Origin of the sequence: Limnospira sp. PMC 289.06 (genome assembly GCF_032350395.1) — a bacterium.
Taxonomy (GTDB): Bacteria; Cyanobacteriota; Cyanobacteriia; order Cyanobacteriales; family Microcoleaceae; genus Limnospira; species Limnospira platensis.
On sequence record NZ_JARPLC010000002.1, the window covers coordinates 74,480 to 91,428 of the forward strand.

Annotated in this window: 13 protein-coding genes; 6 read left to right on the forward strand and 7 right to left on the reverse strand. The window is 44.0% G+C overall.

All coding sequences use genetic code 11. From position 1 onward, the window contains the following. Positions 1–192: 192 nt before the first annotated feature. Positions 193–2,124: a glutamine--fructose-6-phosphate transaminase (isomerizing) gene (glmS, locus tag P5674_RS01125; protein ID WP_006619686.1), complete on the forward strand. Its 1,932-nt coding sequence runs from the start codon at positions 193–195 to the stop codon at positions 2,122–2,124. A gap of 22 nt (positions 2,125–2,146) precedes the next feature. Here the strand turns inward: glmS and P5674_RS01130 are convergent, their stop codons facing one another. Together P5674_RS01130 and P5674_RS01135 are read right to left on the reverse strand one after the other, a co-directional pair. Then, on the reverse strand, positions 2,147–2,869 hold the full coding sequence (locus P5674_RS01130) for a DUF433 domain-containing protein (RefSeq protein ID WP_006619685.1): 723 nt from the start codon (positions 2,867–2,869) through the stop codon (positions 2,147–2,149). 107 nt (positions 2,870–2,976) lie between these two features. After that, positions 2,977–6,252 carry an EAL domain-containing protein gene (locus P5674_RS01135; RefSeq protein WP_315669727.1) on the reverse strand — a complete coding sequence of 1,092 codons (3,276 nt, stop codon included), beginning with the start codon at positions 6,250–6,252 and terminating at the stop codon, positions 2,977–2,979. A 619-nt stretch (positions 6,253–6,871) separates the two neighbouring features. On the opposite strand from P5674_RS01135, the gene P5674_RS01140 reads away from it, so the two are divergent. Further along, a complete protein-coding gene (locus P5674_RS01140; protein ID WP_006619683.1) occupies positions 6,872–8,197 on the forward strand; it encodes an FAD-binding oxidoreductase in 1,326 nt (441 codons plus the stop codon). Positions 8,198–8,251: 54 nt separating this feature from the next. After that, entirely contained in the window at positions 8,252–9,658 is a 1,407-nt protein-coding gene (locus P5674_RS01145; RefSeq protein ID WP_006619682.1) for a (Fe-S)-binding protein, read from the forward strand. Between the two features lie 235 nt (positions 9,659–9,893). On the opposite strand, the gene P5674_RS01150 is transcribed toward P5674_RS01145, so the two are convergent. From P5674_RS01150 to P5674_RS01160, 3 genes are read right to left on the reverse strand one after another with little or no spacing between them, the layout of a single operon-like run. Beyond that, on the reverse strand, positions 9,894–12,086 hold the full coding sequence (locus P5674_RS01150; RefSeq protein ID WP_234933510.1) for a response regulator: 2,193 nt from the start codon (positions 12,084–12,086) through the stop codon (positions 9,894–9,896). A gap of 60 nt (positions 12,087–12,146) precedes the next feature. Continuing rightward, positions 12,147–12,734, reverse strand: a complete 588-nt coding sequence (locus tag P5674_RS01155) for a PAS domain-containing protein (RefSeq protein WP_014277450.1) — start codon at positions 12,732–12,734, stop codon at positions 12,147–12,149. Between the two features lie 23 nt (positions 12,735–12,757). Then, a complete protein-coding gene (locus P5674_RS01160; protein WP_014277449.1) occupies positions 12,758–13,000 on the reverse strand; it encodes a hypothetical protein in 243 nt (80 codons plus the stop codon). Positions 13,001–13,247: 247 nt separating this feature from the next. Between P5674_RS01160 and P5674_RS01165 the strand changes: the two genes are divergently transcribed. Both P5674_RS01165 and P5674_RS01170 read left to right on the forward strand, forming a co-directional pair. Next, positions 13,248–13,664, forward strand: coding sequence for a secondary thiamine-phosphate synthase enzyme YjbQ (locus P5674_RS01165; protein ID WP_006619680.1), 417 nt, complete (start codon positions 13,248–13,250; stop codon positions 13,662–13,664). A 48-nt stretch (positions 13,665–13,712) separates the two neighbouring features. Next, positions 13,713–13,946 carry a 2Fe-2S iron-sulfur cluster-binding protein gene (locus tag P5674_RS01170; protein WP_006619679.1) on the forward strand — a complete coding sequence of 78 codons (234 nt, stop codon included), beginning with the start codon at positions 13,713–13,715 and terminating at the stop codon, positions 13,944–13,946. On the opposite strand, the gene P5674_RS01175 is transcribed toward P5674_RS01170, so the two are convergent. Then, positions 13,918–14,781 (reverse strand): CPBP family intramembrane glutamic endopeptidase, encoded by an 864-nt coding sequence (locus P5674_RS01175; RefSeq protein WP_014277447.1) that lies wholly within the window; start codon positions 14,779–14,781, stop codon positions 13,918–13,920. The two genes, P5674_RS01170 and P5674_RS01175, sit on opposite strands and share 29 nt — an antisense overlap. A gap of 57 nt (positions 14,782–14,838) precedes the next feature. Beyond that, positions 14,839–15,120, reverse strand: a complete 282-nt coding sequence (clpS, locus tag P5674_RS01180; RefSeq protein ID WP_006619677.1) for an ATP-dependent Clp protease adapter ClpS — start codon at positions 15,118–15,120, stop codon at positions 14,839–14,841. A gap of 268 nt (positions 15,121–15,388) precedes the next feature. Between clpS and P5674_RS01185 the strand changes: the two genes are divergently transcribed. Beyond that, on the forward strand, positions 15,389–16,861 hold the full coding sequence (locus tag P5674_RS01185) for a TldD/PmbA family protein (RefSeq protein ID WP_014277445.1): 1,473 nt from the start codon (positions 15,389–15,391) through the stop codon (positions 16,859–16,861). Positions 16,862–16,949: the final 88 nt, after the last annotated feature.

Consider the following 16,949-nt stretch of genomic DNA (forward strand, 5'->3'; position numbering starts at 1 on the left):
CAACCCAACAGTTCCTTGTTGGGTTCCGCTGACGCTTCACCCAACCTACGGGTTCAATAAGTAGGTTGGGTGCAACCCAACAGTTCCTTGTTGGGTTCCGCTGACGCTTCACCCAACCTACGGGTTCTCCAACAATTATGCTATAATTACCCCGAACCCCAATGATCTAAGTTTGAGGAGTACCAAATACTAATGTGTGGAATTGTTGGTTACATCGGCACTCAAACCGCTACAGATGTTTTGATGTCTGGATTGGAAAAACTGGAGTATCGGGGTTATGACTCGGCTGGACTCGCTACGGTCTGGGAAGGTAAAATTAATTATATTCGGGCTAAGGGTAAACTCTATAATCTACGCGATAAGTTAAGCCAGGTGGAAATGCCTGCCCAAATTGGTATTGGTCACACCCGCTGGGCTACCCATGGGAAACCAGAAGAATATAACGCTCACCCACAATTAGACCCCCATGGACGGGTGGCGGTGGTTCAAAATGGCATTATTGAAAATTATCGGGAACTGCGGGAAGAGTTGAAGGGAAAGGGATATGAGTTTAAATCTGATACGGATACGGAGGTAATTCCTCATCTGATTTCTGAGTTTTTATCACATCTATCTAAGCCGGAAACGGGTTCCCCTTCGGTTTTTTTTGAGGCGGTGCGTCTCGCGGTTAAGCGTTTGGATGGGGCTTTTGCGATCGCTGTTTTATGTGCAGACTATCCCAATGAGTTAATTGTCGCCCGCCAACAAGCACCCCTTTCCATTGGCTTAGGACAAGGAGAATTTTTCTGCGCTTCTGATACTCCCGCTTTAGTTCCCTATACCCAAGCTGTTCTCAGCTTAGATAACGGGGAAATGGCTCGTTTGACTCCTTTAGGGGTGGAGGTTTACAGTTTTGAGGGTGAACGTCTTAATAAAAAGCCCCGTATTCTTAACTGGAGTCCGACTCTGGTAGAAAAGCAAGTCTTTAAGCATTTTATGCTCAAAGAAATCCACGAACAACCAGGGGTGGTGCGAGACTGTCTCAATGCCTATATTCACGATGATTGGCAGGTTCCTGAGCCTAGCAAAACCTCCAAATCTCCCAGTGTTAATAGTGGTGATTCTCCGATTAATTTGAACCTCCCTAATGCTTTATGTGAGGGTGTGGAACAGGTGCAAATATTGGCTTGTGGTACAAGTTGGCACGCTAGTTTGGTGGGGAAATATCTATTAGAACAGTTGGCGGATTTACCAACAACTGTGCAATATGCTTCTGAGGCTCGTTATTCGCCAATTCCACTGCGACCTAATACCATGACTATTGGGGTTACTCAGTCGGGAGAAACTGCTGATACTTTGGCGGCGTTGGCTATGGAACAGCAACGCAGAATAAATGCTGGGGCGGCGTTTGCTCCCCGTTTATTAGGCATTACTAATCGCCCGGAAAGTTCTTTAGGTCAAATGGTTCCACATTTGATTGATACCAGGGCGGGTATTGAAATTGGGGTGGCGGCTACTAAAACTTTTTTGGCTCAATTAATAGCTTTTTATTTGTTGGCTTTGGATTTGGCTTGGCGACGGCAGACTTTATCGATACCTCGCATTCAGGAAATTATTAAAGGTTTGCGACAAATTCCTTCTCAAATTGAGTTGATTCTGGGCAATCATGAACAGGATATTGGGGAACTTTCCCATGATTTTAGTGATACTCAGGATTTTATTTTCTTGGGTCGGGGAATTAATTTTCCCATCGCGTTGGAGGGTGCTTTAAAACTCAAGGAAATCAGCTACATTCACGCGGAAGGATATCCGGCGGGAGAGATGAAACACGGTCCGATCGCTCTTTTGGATGATAAGGTTCCGGTAGTGGCGATCGCTATGCCTGGTATGGTTTATGAAAAGGTGATTTCTAATGCTCAGGAAGCTAAAGCCAGGGATGCTAGATTAATTGGAGTCACACCTAAAACCAGCGGGGAGTCAGCCGAGATTTTTGATGATTTATTATCAGTGCCGGAAGTGGATGAGTTATTATCACCCATTCTCACAGTTATTCCCCTGCAATTGTTAGCTTACCACATAGCGGCACGACGGGGCTTAGATGTAGACCAACCTCGCAACCTAGCTAAGTCGGTGACAGTGGAATAATAGATAACGATTTATGGTAAAATTAACCGATAGCAGCCTGTGAGTTAGATTCAAATAAAATCGCTTGTTGAATTTGCCAGGGTTGGCAGTTATAATCATCAGCAATATCCTCGATAGAGTCCCCGGCATCAAAAAGTTGAGTGACAATTTTGGTGGGAATGCCTGTTCCGGTGATGGTAGGTTTACCAAAGGAAATATTAGGATCTATGATTAAGACTTTATCCCGGAAGTTGTGGCTATGATCGTTGATCATAGGGAAGAGTCTAGAGGCGATGTCTTGTTCATCCCATTCTATGCGAGTTAACAGATTATTTAAGACCTGTTTCATGGCTAATTGTCCCGAACGGGAGGCATTAATTAGCCGTTCAAATTGTTCGATAAAAATGTCAACCCCATCGGTGCTCAATTGTTTTTGAACAAGGGGATGTTCTGTTTTAAATTGTTCGCTTATGTAGTCGAGGGCGAGTCTAACTTGACGAAGGGGGACGTTATGAACGGTGCGAATGACTCTGAGGACGTGAGCTTCAACTAGGTTGGTAAAGGAGAGTTGGCGAATATTCGGTTGAGGGCGTTGGATGAGGGGTAAGAAGTCTTGATCTCCTTTTTGGGTGGGGTAGCTGCGTCCATTTACCCATGTTTTGAGGGTAGGTAGGGGGATATGAAGATAGCGGGCAGTATCGGCTATCGTGTAAATAGGAACATGATAGAGATTTTGTTGAGTTAGCAGGGATGATGTTTTAACCATCGGTTGTGGGTATATTGCGGATTAGCGAAAATAGCAGGCTTGGCTAGAGTGACCATATTTTGAGATGATAGCGAATGGGTGAGGTAGGGAAGTGTACGCGGTTGGGATTAACTGTTCTTTTGCAGATAAGCCCTAAATTCGGCGGGTGGTAGAGGTTTACTAAATAGATATCCCTGACCATAATCACATCCTTGATTACAGAGAAAGTCGAGTTGGGCGCTGGTTTCAATGCCTTCTGCTACCACGACTAAGCCTAACCCATGAGCCATAGTAATCATGGTTTTGACTAGGGCGATCGCATCTTGATCATCAGGAAGGTCGGAAATAAATGATTTATCAATTTTCAAGACACTAAAAGGAAATCGCTTCAGATAACTGAGGGAGGAATAACCTGTGCCAAAATCATCGATCGCCAAACGAATTTTCAGGCTATGCAGTTGTTTAATTAAACTTTGCACTCCGGGAACTTCTGCCACTAGGGAACGTTCGGTTATTTCTAACTCTAAGCAATCACTACTCAGACCATTATTAGCGATCGCCTCTATAATCACATTCACCAGATTAGGAGTTCGTAACTGACGGGGAGACATATTCACCGCCACCCATAACCCGCTGTTTCCCTGTTGATGCCAAATAGCCACCTCTTGACAGGCTTGTGATAAGATCCACTCTCCCAAATCTACAATTAACCGACTTTCTTCAGCAATAGCAATAAACTGGTCAGGTCTAATATTTCCTAGTTCCGGATTATACCAACGCATCAAAGCCTCAGCCCCAACAATTTGAGCAGTAGCCAGATTAATAAAAGGCTGATACACCACAGATAGTTCATCTCTGTTTATGGCATGACGAAGGTGATTTTCAATGATAATGCGACTTTGAGCCTCATCATTCATATTTTGGGTAAAAAATGCGAAAACATTACGACCTTCCTGCTTGGCTGCATACATACCCGTATCTGCATTTCTCACTAATGTACTGGCATTATTGCCATCTTGGGGATAACTAGCAATGCCAATACTGGCTGATATAAATGCTTCTTCACCGCACAAATTAAAGGGTTCACCCAATACACCTAAGACCTGAGTAGCAATATACTCAGCCTGTATCAGGTCATCTAAGTTGGGGATAATCACTAAAAACTCATCACCACCAAGTCGTCCTACTGTATCAGTTGTGCGGAGACATCCTTTCAATCTCATCCCCGCTTCTTTTAACAAAAAATCTCCCAATTCATGACCTAGGGTATCGTTAATATTTTTAAAGTGATCTAGGTCAATAAACATCACCGCTACGTTACTATGATTAACTTGAGCCTGGATAATTGCTTGTCGCAGTCTCTCAAAAACTAAAGTCCGGTTCGGTAGGTCTGTGAGAGCATCATAGTTAGCTTGATGGGCTAAAATTTCCTCATTATGTTTCTGTTGAGTAATATCTTCTTTAACTGCGATAAAGTGGGTAATATAACCTTCCTCATCTCGCATCGGACATATAGAAGCGTGTTCCCAGAAGAGTTCTCCGTTTTTTCTCTTATTGTGAAACTCCCCAGACCACTGCTTACCGGATGTAATCTGTTTCCATAACACATCATATTCTGGTTCTGTGGTGTAGCCAGATTTAAGGATGCGAGGATTTTGACCCATTACCTCTGCTGCTTTATATCCGGTGATTTCTTCAAATTTGGGGTTCACATACTGAATATCCCCCTCGGAGTCCGTAATCACAATGGAGACGGGACTTTGATCGCAAGCGCGGGAAAACATTTTCAGTTGATCTTCGGTTTTTTTGAAGTCAGTAATATCTGTTAATGATGCTAGATAGGCTGTTTCCTGTTCCCAAGAAATTTCTACTACTCGCATACGGACGATTTTTAGCTTACCATCATGTCTGAAGATTTCTAATTCGGTTGATTCTTTAGTCACTAAGGGAATACCTATCATTTCCCCTTCGAGTTCCCTGGCTTGGCGACCGAATAAAGCCTCGGCGGCGGGGTTAATGAATAGGGCGCGTCCTTGACAGTCTACTACTACTAAACCGTTGGTGCTGGTGCTGATGATGGTTCTCAGACGGGCTTCGCTTTCCCTTAGCGCGGCTTCCGCTGTGATGGAAGGGTTAGCGATTTGGTGACTGTCTATCTCTTGGATAATGCTGGTGATATGGGTGATTTTATTATGACGATCGCTCACTGGAGTCGATTGTTGGCTCACCCAGTGCATAGAACTATCTGGTTGTATAATTCGATAGTTCAATCTGTAATTCTGTTGAGTAAATAAAGATTGGCTATAGGTTTGCACCCAACTATATAGATCATCTATATAAATGTGGTTCAAAAAATCTTCAAAATTTATTGATACATTCTGCGGATTTTCCCCTAAAATATGATATAATTGATCCGATATAATCATTTCTCCGGTGTTCATATTTAAACACCAACTTCCCGTTTTGGTCAGGGCTTGAACTTCCTCTAGGTGCTGCTGCTGTAGCTGCTGTCGTTCGGCTTTCCGGTGACGCAGGGTAATATCTTCACAGATGGCGATCGCTCTTAAATCCCCCCAGTCTTGACTATCCATTGGGTAGAGTTTCAGGCAAAACCATTGGGTGATATCATCTTTGGCGATCGCAATTTCTTCGACTATTTCTGATTGATTAGTAGCAGCTTGAGGCGATCGCTTTCTCAGCCAGGTGTCAATTTCTGAGGGTATTTCCGAATTGACCACTAAGGTTTCATGGGCTTTCCTATTGCCAAAAATAACTTGATGTTCTTGATTAAGTACGAGTATGGGGATATTAATAGCATTAAAAATTCTCTGGATTTCGCTGGCTTTAATATGATTAATATTGTCGTGGAGACTCCCATCAAAATATTGGTCAATAATAGTCTGATATTTACGCTGTTTTTCTTGGGCGAAAATTTGCCGGTCAAAGGCTGTAAAGAAATCCCCGACTACTTGGGCAAATAGCTGTTCCTGTTCGACTCTAAATTCTCCTAACTTAATCAGATTTAAATAGCATTGTCTATATTGTTGGAGAGTTTCCACCATTTCGGCGGCGGAGATATCCGTATTGGCTTCCGGTGACAGAGCGATCGCACTTATTCCCCCCAGCGCCTGTAAATGTTCTTCCATATCAGAAACTAAATATTCTGGGGTGAGATCTGCAGTCATCTCAATTAATAGTAGGGAAATGCGGGAAGTTAAACCCTGCACGGAGCGTAAATGAGTTACAATTGATGGTTTAGTCGTCTGACCCCAACACTGGAGTAACTGCATTACCATCCATTCTTGATGGCTAACAATCAGTCTGTGTAGGGGTTCCACTAAACTCGCTCCTAATTGTCCTGAAGCGATCGCATAACGTCCGCGCTGAGGAATTGATGTTTTCATAAGTTCATACTTCAAGCTAATTTTATCCCATCTCCAATCCTTCCTAAAATCGAGAATTTATCATCATAAAATACCTCCCGATATATACTTATTAAGCCCTAGCAGCAATACTGATTGTTCTAAGTTTTGCTTGAATAATCGGTGATCCCTATCTACCCCAAGACAACATATATCTGGTCAATGGCCAGATACTGCACCCAAATCAGTAGAGCTGACATAGCATTCAGATCTATCTTATCCTATTTTGATAATAGTTAGAATTTCCAGCAAATGGACTGCCTAAAGCCTAATTGATGCTTTGGCTGCGGTTAAAATTTAATAAAAATTTAACAGTGCTTAATATTTATTCATATGGCCTTTCGGATTAACCTAGGCTACAGCCACTCACCCCAAACCCCTCACCCAAAAAGGGAGAGGGGCTTTGGACTGTGCTGGACAGAGCTGAAATCTGCTATATATCAGGTAAGGGCGATCGCTTCCTCGTCCCTCTGTAGTCTTAGCATGATTTGACAATTATCATATCCAAAAAAGCCCGCCTCTCTCTGTAGTTCAAGGTAGGGAGAGGGGCAGATTTTCCTAAAACTGCTATAGTGAAGTGTAAAATCACTAAATCTGTGCGATGTCTATAGCTAGTCAGGAATTATCCCAGACATCAAAACCTCTGAACTTAGAGGAAATAGCCACCGTCGCCGCCAACAGTAACCTATGTACTTGGGACGACCTAGATCAATCTGTCCGTGCTAACCTCGAAGCTGCGATCGCCCCCGGTTCAGCTATTCAATGCGTTCTGTATCCCCCCACTCAGGAGGAATTAGCTGCAATAACCGCCTATGCGGCACAGCACCAGTTAGGAATTTTACCCTTTGGGAAAGGTAGCAAAATTACCTGGGGAAACCAGGTCAAAAACCCCTCTATTGCTATTAGTACCCAGAAAATGAATCGCTTAGTTGAACACGCGGTGGGAGACCTAACGGTAACGGTAGAAGCGGGAATGGGATATGGGGAACTTCAGCAAATTCTGGCTAAACAGGGACAATTCCTAGCTTTTGACCCCTGCTATCAGGATGATGCTACTATTGGCGGAATTATTGCTACTGGAGATAGTGGTTCTCTGCGTCATCGATATCGGGGTATCCGCGATCTGCTGCTGGGAATTTCTTTTGTCCGGTCTGATGGTAAAATTGCTAAAGCTGGGGGTCGGGTAGTTAAAAATGTGGCGGGTTATGACTTGATGAAGTTGCTAACGGGTTCCGTCGGAACTTTGGGCATTATTACTCAAGTTACCCTGCGTTTATATCCCTGTTTAGAAGCATCAAATACTGTCCTGTTAACAGGAGATTCAGATGCGATCGCTACTGGTTTTAAAACTATCTTAGCCTCGGCTTTGACTCCGGTGGCTATGGATTTAATGTCGCCGCAATTAGTCGATCGCCTGTCTGGGGTAGAATCGATGGGTTTGGCTGTCAGATTTCAAAGTATCCGGGAAAGTGTCGAACTACAAAGCGATCGCCTGGTAGAATTAGCCAATCAACTTCATTTAAACTCAACTATTATCAGAGAAAATGACGGGGATTTTTGGCAGCAATTAAAACAGCACATTTGGCAAGGTTCCCATAGCGATCGCATCATCTGTAAAGTCGGCATTACTCCCACCGAGGCGGCGACAACTTTGGCGAAATGTCAAACTCCCGCCGTCATTCATGGTAGCAGTGGGTTGGGATTCATCCGATTTGATCAGACTCAACCAGATAGGTTGCAAAATCTGCGGCAGTGGTGTAATAATCAAGGTGGTTTCCTGTCGGTTTTAGAAGCACCATTAGCCATTAAACAACAAATAGAAGTTTGGGGATACAGGGGAAATGCCTTAGACCTCATGGCTAAGATTAAGCAGCAATTTGACCCCCAAAATATTCTGAATTATCAGCGATTTATTGCTGGTCTTTAAATGCTCGATTGTTCGGCGAATTAACTCCGTAGTTTAATCATAAATACCATTAAGATGCAAACTTTTGATCAGTCCTCCGAGACCAATTTAAATCAAATTCCCGCCAAAGAAAGCAACTTTTTAGACCAAAACCCCCACCTAGAACCCTCGGCAAATTTTCCGGGATTTGACCAGAATAATCCGCCGCCGCCAGACTTAATTAATACCTGTGTTCATTGTGGGTTTTGTTTAGCCACCTGTCCTAGTTATCGGGTAATAGGTAAAGAAATGGACTCCCCCAGGGGTAGAATTTACCTGATGGATGCTATTAATAAGGGAGAAGCACCCCTTGCTAAAGCCACCAGCGAACATTTTGATAGTTGCTTGGGTTGTTTAGCCTGCGTCACCACCTGTCCTTCTGGGGTTCAATATGACCGACTCATCGCCGCCACCCGTCCCCAGGTGGAAAGAAATGTTCCCCGAAATTTAGGCGATCGCTTAATTCGCACATTGATTTTCAGCTTATTTCCCTATCCCGACCGTCTGCGTCCCCTGTTAGTTCCCCTGTATTTATATCAAAAATTAGGGATTAAAAACCTCGTGCGGTCTACGGGATTATTACCGAAAATCTCCCCCCGACTGGCGGCGATGGAATCAATTTTGCCGGAAATTAACTCTAGTGCTTTTCAGGACAATTTACCCACAGTCATTCCCGCACAAGGGGAAAAACGCTATCGAGTCGGGATGATTTTAGGTTGTGTACAAAGGCTATTTTTCTCCCCGGTAAATGAAGCCACCGCTAGGGTATTAACAGCTAATGGTTGCGAGGTGATTATCCCTAAATCCCAAGGCTGTTGTGCCGCACTTCCTGAACACCAAGGACAAACTGAACAATCCCATGTTTTGATTAAACAAATGATTGATAGTTTTGCTGACACTGGGGTTGATGCTATTATTATTAATGCCGCCGGTTGTGGTCATACTTTAAAAGAATATGGTCACATTATGAGGGATGATCCCGAATATCGAGACAAGGCGAAAGAATTTGCAGGTAAAGTCCGCGATGTACAGGAGTTTTTAGCGGAAGTGGGGTTAACGGCGCATTTATCTCCTTTGGTGGAAGGGGAAGATTTAACTATTGTATATCAGGATGCTTGTCACCTGTTACACGGACAAAAAATTAGCATTCAACCGAGGGAGTTATTAACCCAAATTCCTGGGGTAAAATTGCGAGAACCTGTCGATGCGGCTTTGTGTTGCGGTAGCGCGGGGGTTTATAATATGTTACAGCCAGAAGTGGCGGATGAGTTAGGACAGCAAAAGGTACAAAATCTGCTGAATACTGGGGCGACTGTAATTGCTTCGGCTAACCCAGGGTGTTCTTTGCAAATTAAGAAGCATCTGGAATTACAAGGAAAGCAGGTTACTCTCAAGCATCCTATGGAGTTGTTAGATGATTCGATTCGAGGGGTGAAAATTTAATTCTGAGATTAGGAAAACCTAATTAACACAGGTGCGTCAGTTCAGAATTATCCGGTTCTTATTTATTTTTATCGGTCTGACGCACCCTACAGGGGGTGAAAATTTAATTCTGAGATTAGGAAAACCTAATTAACACAGGTGCGTCAGTTCAGAATTATCCGGTTCTTATTTATTTTTATCGGTCTGACGCACCCTACAATTATCAATTATCAGGTGGGACGCAGAAGACGATCGCTTATGGATTTTTCATGGTTTCCACAAAGTCTTCCACCGAGTTGAGATGATGCTGAAGCTGTTTGACTAGGGGTGGGATGGCTTCGAGGTTTTGTTGGGTGGCGAGGTTTTCTAACTCCTGAGATATGGCGGGAATGTGGAAGACACCAGAATTGGCGCTAGACCCTTTGAGGGCGTGTGCTTGCTGTTTAATGTCGGCAAAATTTGAGGTATTAATCGCTTTATTGATGGTGTCAATTCGTTGTTGTGCTTGATTAATAAAGGTTGTTAAGAGACGATATTTATACTCGGTTTTTCCCTTAAATAACTTATTGAGGCGATCGCTATCAACGGGACAATCAACCGGACTATCTAAAAGTCGGTGATCATGGGCTTTGGTGGGTGTTTGATTTCGGATTTCCAGACAAACGGGAACCCAACGATTAATCAAGTTTACTAAAGCCTGTAAATCAATAGGTTTAGTGATGTAGTCATCCATTCCCGCTTCTATACAGCGATCGCGATCGGAAGGCATTACACTAGCAGTTAAAGCGATAATAATAGGAGGTCGTTGGGAGTTTTGGCGACGGCGAATTCTGGCGGTAGTTTCATAACCATCTAAAATCGGCATCTGACAATCCATTAAGATTAAATCATAATGCTGTGTTTCCAAATGTTGTAAAACTGCTTCTCCGTCGCACACAGCATCAGCGGTATAACCTAATTGTTGCAGTTGAGTCAAAACCACTTCCTGATTAACTAAGTCATCCTCAGCTAGGAGAATTTTTAGAGGTATAAAAGCCTTCAGCTTATCCTCAAAGGTGGGGAGATGACAAGATGGTGGTGTGGGAGTTTTGGGAAAGGACGATCGCATCAATATATCATCCCAAGATTGTTCAAGGCGATCGTCTAAATTAGGGATATCAAGTTGGAGGGAATTGGCGAAACTTCGCAGCAATCGTAGGGGGGCGATCGGCTTGACTAGATATACAAAATTCCCTAAATTTAAAACCTGTTCGGCGCGATTACGCTGACTAATACCACTCATTAAGATTAACCGAGTTGAGGAATCACTAGAGGTTTTATAAAGCTGTCCTAGTAATTTAGCACCATCGCGGTCTAGCAACTCCAAATCCATGAGAATCAGATGATATGGGGAACCTTCAGCCTGTTGATGATGCCATTTATCTAAGGCGATTTTAGCGGTCTCTGCTGCATCGACTTGTATACCCCATGGCTGAGTTATGCAGCTAACTGACTGCCTAACTAAACTACTTTTATTAACTACCAATAACTTCAGATTTTCTAATTCTTTAGGGGCGGGAATTTCTGACAATTCCGATGGCAAAAAATTGGCGGTAAACCAGAAAATAGAACCGTCTCCTTCTTGACTATTAACGCCGATTTCACCCCCCATTAAATTCACCAAGTGCTGACAGATTGATAAACCTAATCCCGTGCCACCATATTGACGATTGGTGGCGGAACTAGCGGGCGAAAAAGGCTGAAATAATTGGGGTTGAAGTTCATCAGAAATCCCCAGACCTGTATCTTCTATGGAAAAGTAAATATTAATCTGATCTTGATTAATGAATCTGGGAGTAAGTCTGATAATAATATGACCGGATTGGGTAAATTTAATCGCATTATTTACCAAGTTAATGAGAACCTGTTGTAAACGCATCCCATCACCTTTTAAATATCTGGGAATATTCGGTTCCAACAAAATAATTAGTTCTAGTTGTTTATCCTCAGCTTTCACCGACAAAAGATCCACAACGGTTTCTAGGCAATCTTGTAAATCAAAGTCATGGGATTCTAGGTGAGTTTCTCCGGCTTCTAGTTTGGATAAATCCAGAATTTCGTTAATGACAGTTAATAGATGTTTGGCACTACGATAAATGGTTTGGGTGTAATCTTTTTGTTGGGGTGTGAGATGAGTTTGCATTAACAATTCAACCATCCCCAAAACTCCACTCATGGGGGTGCGAATTTCATGACTCATTTGCGCTAAAAATCGAGACTTGAATTGAACGGCATCTAAAGCAGCGTTGCGAGTTTCGACTAGATTATTTAAGGGGATAATCACTAAAATGATTCCGCCAACTTCTCCAGAATTACGATACCAAGGTCTCACAGTCCAACCATGATAAATCAGAGAACCATCCTCACGAATCCAGGAATCCTCTAAAGCCGACACTTTTTCGCCGCGCAAGGCTTTTTTATGGGCTAACTTCCAGTCATTTTTTACGTTGGGAAATACATCATAATGACTTCAACCGATTAATGAGTACATCTGGGGCTTTAAATGCTGAATCCATCCCTCTGAATAAGCCAGGTATCGCATTTCTGTATCAAACATGGCGATGGGTAGGGGAAGGTAGGAGATCAATTTTTGTAGTCGTTCACATTCTAATTCTTCCTGACATGAACCATCTGGACTACAGGCTACAGCTTCCCCGGTGACGATCGCACCTAAAATATCCCCGCAATAATTACGCCAAGGAACTATTTTGAAATGAACTTGCTGTTGTCGTCGGTCACTACCCAATAGGATATGATGCACATGAACTGGCTGTTGCGTGGCGATCGCTTCGAGATAGCGGAATTTAATCCCATCACGCACTGATTCTGGTAAACATAGCATCCAATAATTGCGATCTATGACTTCTTCGCGTCGATAGCCGGAAATTTCCTCGGCGGCATGATTCCACTCGACAATCTTGCCCTCTAAAGATAGTACAATTACAATACAACCCATCTGCTGTAGGAAAGACGGCGATCGCTTGATAGTGTCTCTTCTTTCGGGGCTTTCGGGTTTTCGCCATCTAACTAAGGTTAAACTGGCGACCATACTAATCATGGCGCTAACACTAAGGGTAAGGACTAACGGATCGGGGTTGGGTGGAGTTGGAAGAAACATTGACTGACGCACTCTTTAGCGGTTAGGGTTGATCCATAGTAGGTAGCCCTGTAGGGTGGGTCAGAGGCGGTAAATGCCAAGAATAACCTGATAATTCCCCTCTGAGCGACCTTTTCGGCTTGATTGATAGTGATGCCACGATATAATCTAGCTATAGGCTGTAACATAAGTTCAAGATTAACATAGTCGAGGTTAAACTGGGACACTAGATCGTCTCCCCAGCCACAAGGCGAAAATTAAGGCGGAAAATTCAAGTTTTCCACCGGGGGACATTTGGCTAAACTTGCTTTTTGTGTTGCGGGTTTTGGGGCGGAAAGCTCCATTGGTCCGTCCGTGAATTGTAGGGACGGGTTCACAAATAACCTGCTGGAAATAGTCGCCCGTAGGAACCCTTACTTACTAGGAATCCCCGCCCCTTTAGACTGGGGAGGATGTCAATATGGAGAGGATTTGATGAATCAGTATCAACACTTTCTGAAAATTAAGACCCAGGGGAAATCTCTGGCTAAAATTACCCGTTATATTCAGGAAGCTGTGGAAAAATCTCAGATCCAAACGGGTCTTTGTACGGTTTTTATCCGCCATACTTCTGCTAGTCTCATTATCCAGGAAAATGCAGATCCTGATGTGTTAGAAGACCTGGAAAATTTCCTATCTAAATTAGTGCCAGAAGGAGATTACTACATCCACAGCGCGGAAGGACCCGACGATATGCCTGCCCATATTCGTAGTGTTTTAACTAATACATCTGAACAAATCCCCATCTCCCAAGGACGGCTAGTATTAGGAACTTGGCAAGGGCTATATCTGTGGGAACATCGCCGCCGTGGCTCCTATCGAGAACTGGTGGTTCATATTACGGGAAATTAGTCAATATCTGATTAATTAACAACTGTTAAATCATAATGGAGAGCGACTATGAAAATTGAATTTTTGCCTGATAAGGTGACTGTGGAAGCTGAACCAGGAGAACCTATATTAGAAGTGGCTAATCGGGCGGGAGTTTCAATCCCGACGGGGTGTTTAATGGGTTCGTGTCATGCCTGCGAGGTGGAATTAGATGATGGAGAAATTATCTGCTCTTGTATTAGTTCGGTACCAGCGGGAAAGGAAAAAATGACTATTAATCTCTATTGTGATCCGGCTTGGTAGAAGGGGGGTTAAGCTGTCGGATAATGATGGCGATCGCCCCTAAACCCAGTAACCCTAATAAGCCGGCTAAGGGGTTGCCATCAATGCCAGTTAACCAGGGGGGAACTGTTCCTAAATTAGTGGTTAATTCCCCCACATTTATGATATAATAAGCACCAACTAAACCGCCGTGTAAGCCGATAGCTAATCCCAAAGAACCGTGAGGATTATTAGGGGTGCGAGTGGCATCTTTTGCCCAAACTAAAATTATCCCTAATAGCAATAAACCGGGAAATTGTAACCAGGTTCGCACAATTTCTTCCCAAGGTTTGATAAAGTGGAGTAGGGCGAATATAACACTACTCACCCACAGAGATTTTACCGGGGAATAATCCCGCCGTAGTTCCTCTAGTAACCAACCTCTAAACAACAATTCCTCAGCAAAGCCTATCCCCAAAGATACCAATAAACTCTCCATGAGAATGATCGGGAAATTAGCGGGGAAAGGTTCCCACCTTAGCCAGCCCAACCAAGTGGCGATCGCAAATATTCCCAGAACCCCAACCCAACCCAAACCTAAACCAATTAACAAACCCTCACCGCTGTGGCGACTAATTTCGAGACCACAAACCCGCCACATTCGAGGCTGACCATAAACGGATTTTCCCCACCATTGCAGTAATACCAAAAACTGGCAATATAGCAAAACTAAGGTAATGATACTCACCCAATTGGGGTCGCCCCCTAGCCAATAAATAGGAATAGCCAGGGGAAGCCAAATTAGCAGCAATAGAATCACAAACAGCCCCAACCGAACCGGGACAGGGCGGCGGACTAGGTTAGATAGATTAAACAATTAAACAAGCGATCGCGCGTTGCAGTTGAAATCATGCTCCATCAGAGCAGTCTACCACTATTCGTCAGGCTCTATGGTACTGGTCAAGCCATGATTTTTTAAAGTTTCACAATAAAACTCAGCGTGTTCGAGGGCGCAGGTAATCACCAAAGCCAACCCATTAGTGTGAGCCTCCATCATAATACTAACAGCTTGGGGTTGAGTCAGGCCGGGAACGGTACTCATAAGTACCTGCACCACATACTCCATGGGGTTATGGTCATCATTATGGAGCAGAACCCGATAGCGTGGCGCTAACTTTCGATTTGTAGAAGTCTTTTCTACGGTTTGGGTTGACACAGAACCATCTCCTCCGTTTACAAAGGTACAGTGATAGGGGAATTTATCGATACCAAAGCAGACCAAAGCCATAATCAGACCATCAGGCTATTGAAGGCTGGCTAGACTCAGCCCAATTCCTGATCAAGTTGACAATAACTTAGCGAGGCGCTGCTAACCAATAGCTTAACAAGCCCCTCCCATTAAGTGCAACCCAGAAGCCACAACTGACCAGTCACAACTAGAATGGTTAATAATAAGACAGATAGATAACTCAAAACCATCATTCATGCAGAACAGTACATTACTCCTAACCAAAGAACTCCCTAACCTGACCTACTCCCCCCTATTAGACCGCTTTGATGACAGTTGGGAAGCACCCCTGTCTACCCTCCTAGGCTTGGGACGCGCTGCTGGGGCTGACCTGGTAGAATTTTTCCTAGAGCGCAATAATGTGATCAGTTGCTTGGCTGAAGATGACGGCATTACGGGGGTTTCCCCCAGTCTATCTTTAGGGGCGGGTATTCGGGTCTTTAAGGGGAATGCAGATTGTTATGTGAGTACCAATGATTTATCCTTTAGCGGCTTGCGTACAGCCCTAGAAAAAGCCTTGTCTATCATGGGTTTACAGCTTCCTGGAGCGGTGGGATTCGTTCCTTCGGTCAATTTGGAACTATTGCGGGATTACGCGACCTCTAAGGGCAAAGAAGGCTGGCTGGCTGAATGTAGTTCGATGCAAGAGATGGGGGATATCCTATTAGCAGCTAACGCCCAACTACTCAAAAAGGCTAACCACGTTCAATCTCGGCGCGCGTCCTATTTCCGAGATTGGCAAGAGGTTCTGGTGGCCGCTAGTGATGGCACTTTTGCCCGGGATGTGCGATTGACTCAATCTCAGGTTTCGTTTATCCTATGTGCAGATGGCGAACATCGCTGTTCGATCAGTAAACGTGGCGGTAGTACCAGTCGCCCGGATGGGTTGCGAAGTTGGGACTATGAAACTGATGCGGAAGATATGGCAGAATCTGCGGGTAAAATGCTTTATGCGGATTATGTGGAGTCTGGCTATTATCCGGTGGTGATGGCTAACCGCTTCGGTGGGGTGATTTTCCACGAAGCCTGTGGGCATTTACTGGAAACTACCGCTATTGAAACAAAAACAACTCCTTTTGCTGATAAGAAGGGTGAGAAAATTGCCCACGAAAATCTGACGGCTTGGGATGAGGGTCTGTCGGAGCAGGCATTTGGCACTATCGATATGGATGATGAGGGAATGCCTGCCCAGCGTACTCTATTAATTGAAAATGGTATCCTGAAAAATTTTCTGTGCGATCGCGCTGGTGAAAGACGCACAGGAAATCCCAGAACCGGAAGCGGTCGCCGCCAAAACTACACATATTCACCAGCCAGCCGGATGCGTAATACTTATATTGCGCCTGGTAACTATTCTGTTGATGACCTATTTGCATCAGTCGATCGCGGTTTGTACTGTAAAAAAATGGGTGGCGGTAGTGTCGGCGATACCGGAAAGTTTAACTTTGCGGTGGAGGAGGCTTATCTCATCGAAAATGGTAAACTTACTAAGCCTCTCAAAGGTGCAACTTTAATCGGTTACGCTACGGAAATTATGAACAATATTTCTATGTCTTCCCAAGATATCGGACTGGCGGCGGGGTTCTGCGGTTCGGTCAGCGGTAGCGTCTATGTGACGGTCGGACAACCTCATATTAAGGTTGATGGTATTACTGTGGGAGGAAGATAAATGGCGGGGTCGGGTATTTCGGGTGTGATCAATTTTAGATCTTCCCTTAACCCGCCTCGATAAGGTTCTGGGAATTTAACTCTGAGTT

Coding starts and splice junctions, on each gene's coding strand:
- glmS (WP_006619686.1), top strand. CDS start 193: ATGTGTGGAATTGTTGGTTACATCGGCACTCAAACCGCTACAGATGTT.
- P5674_RS01165 (WP_006619680.1), top strand. CDS start 13,248: ATGAATCAGTATCAACACTTTCTGAAAATTAAGACCCAGGGGAAATCT.
- P5674_RS01130 (WP_006619685.1), bottom strand. CDS start 2,869: ATGGTTAAAACATCATCCCTGCTAACTCAACAAAATCTCTATCATGTT.
- P5674_RS01185 (WP_014277445.1), top strand. CDS start 15,389: ATGCAGAACAGTACATTACTCCTAACCAAAGAACTCCCTAACCTGACC.
- P5674_RS01155 (WP_014277450.1), bottom strand. CDS start 12,734: ATGATTAGTATGGTCGCCAGTTTAACCTTAGTTAGATGGCGAAAACCC.
- P5674_RS01145 (WP_006619682.1), top strand. CDS start 8,252: ATGCAAACTTTTGATCAGTCCTCCGAGACCAATTTAAATCAAATTCCC.
- P5674_RS01170 (WP_006619679.1), top strand. CDS start 13,713: ATGAAAATTGAATTTTTGCCTGATAAGGTGACTGTGGAAGCTGAACCA.
- P5674_RS01140 (WP_006619683.1), top strand. CDS start 6,872: ATGTCTATAGCTAGTCAGGAATTATCCCAGACATCAAAACCTCTGAAC.
- P5674_RS01135 (WP_315669727.1), bottom strand. CDS start 6,252: ATGAAAACATCAATTCCTCAGCGCGGACGTTATGCGATCGCTTCAGGA.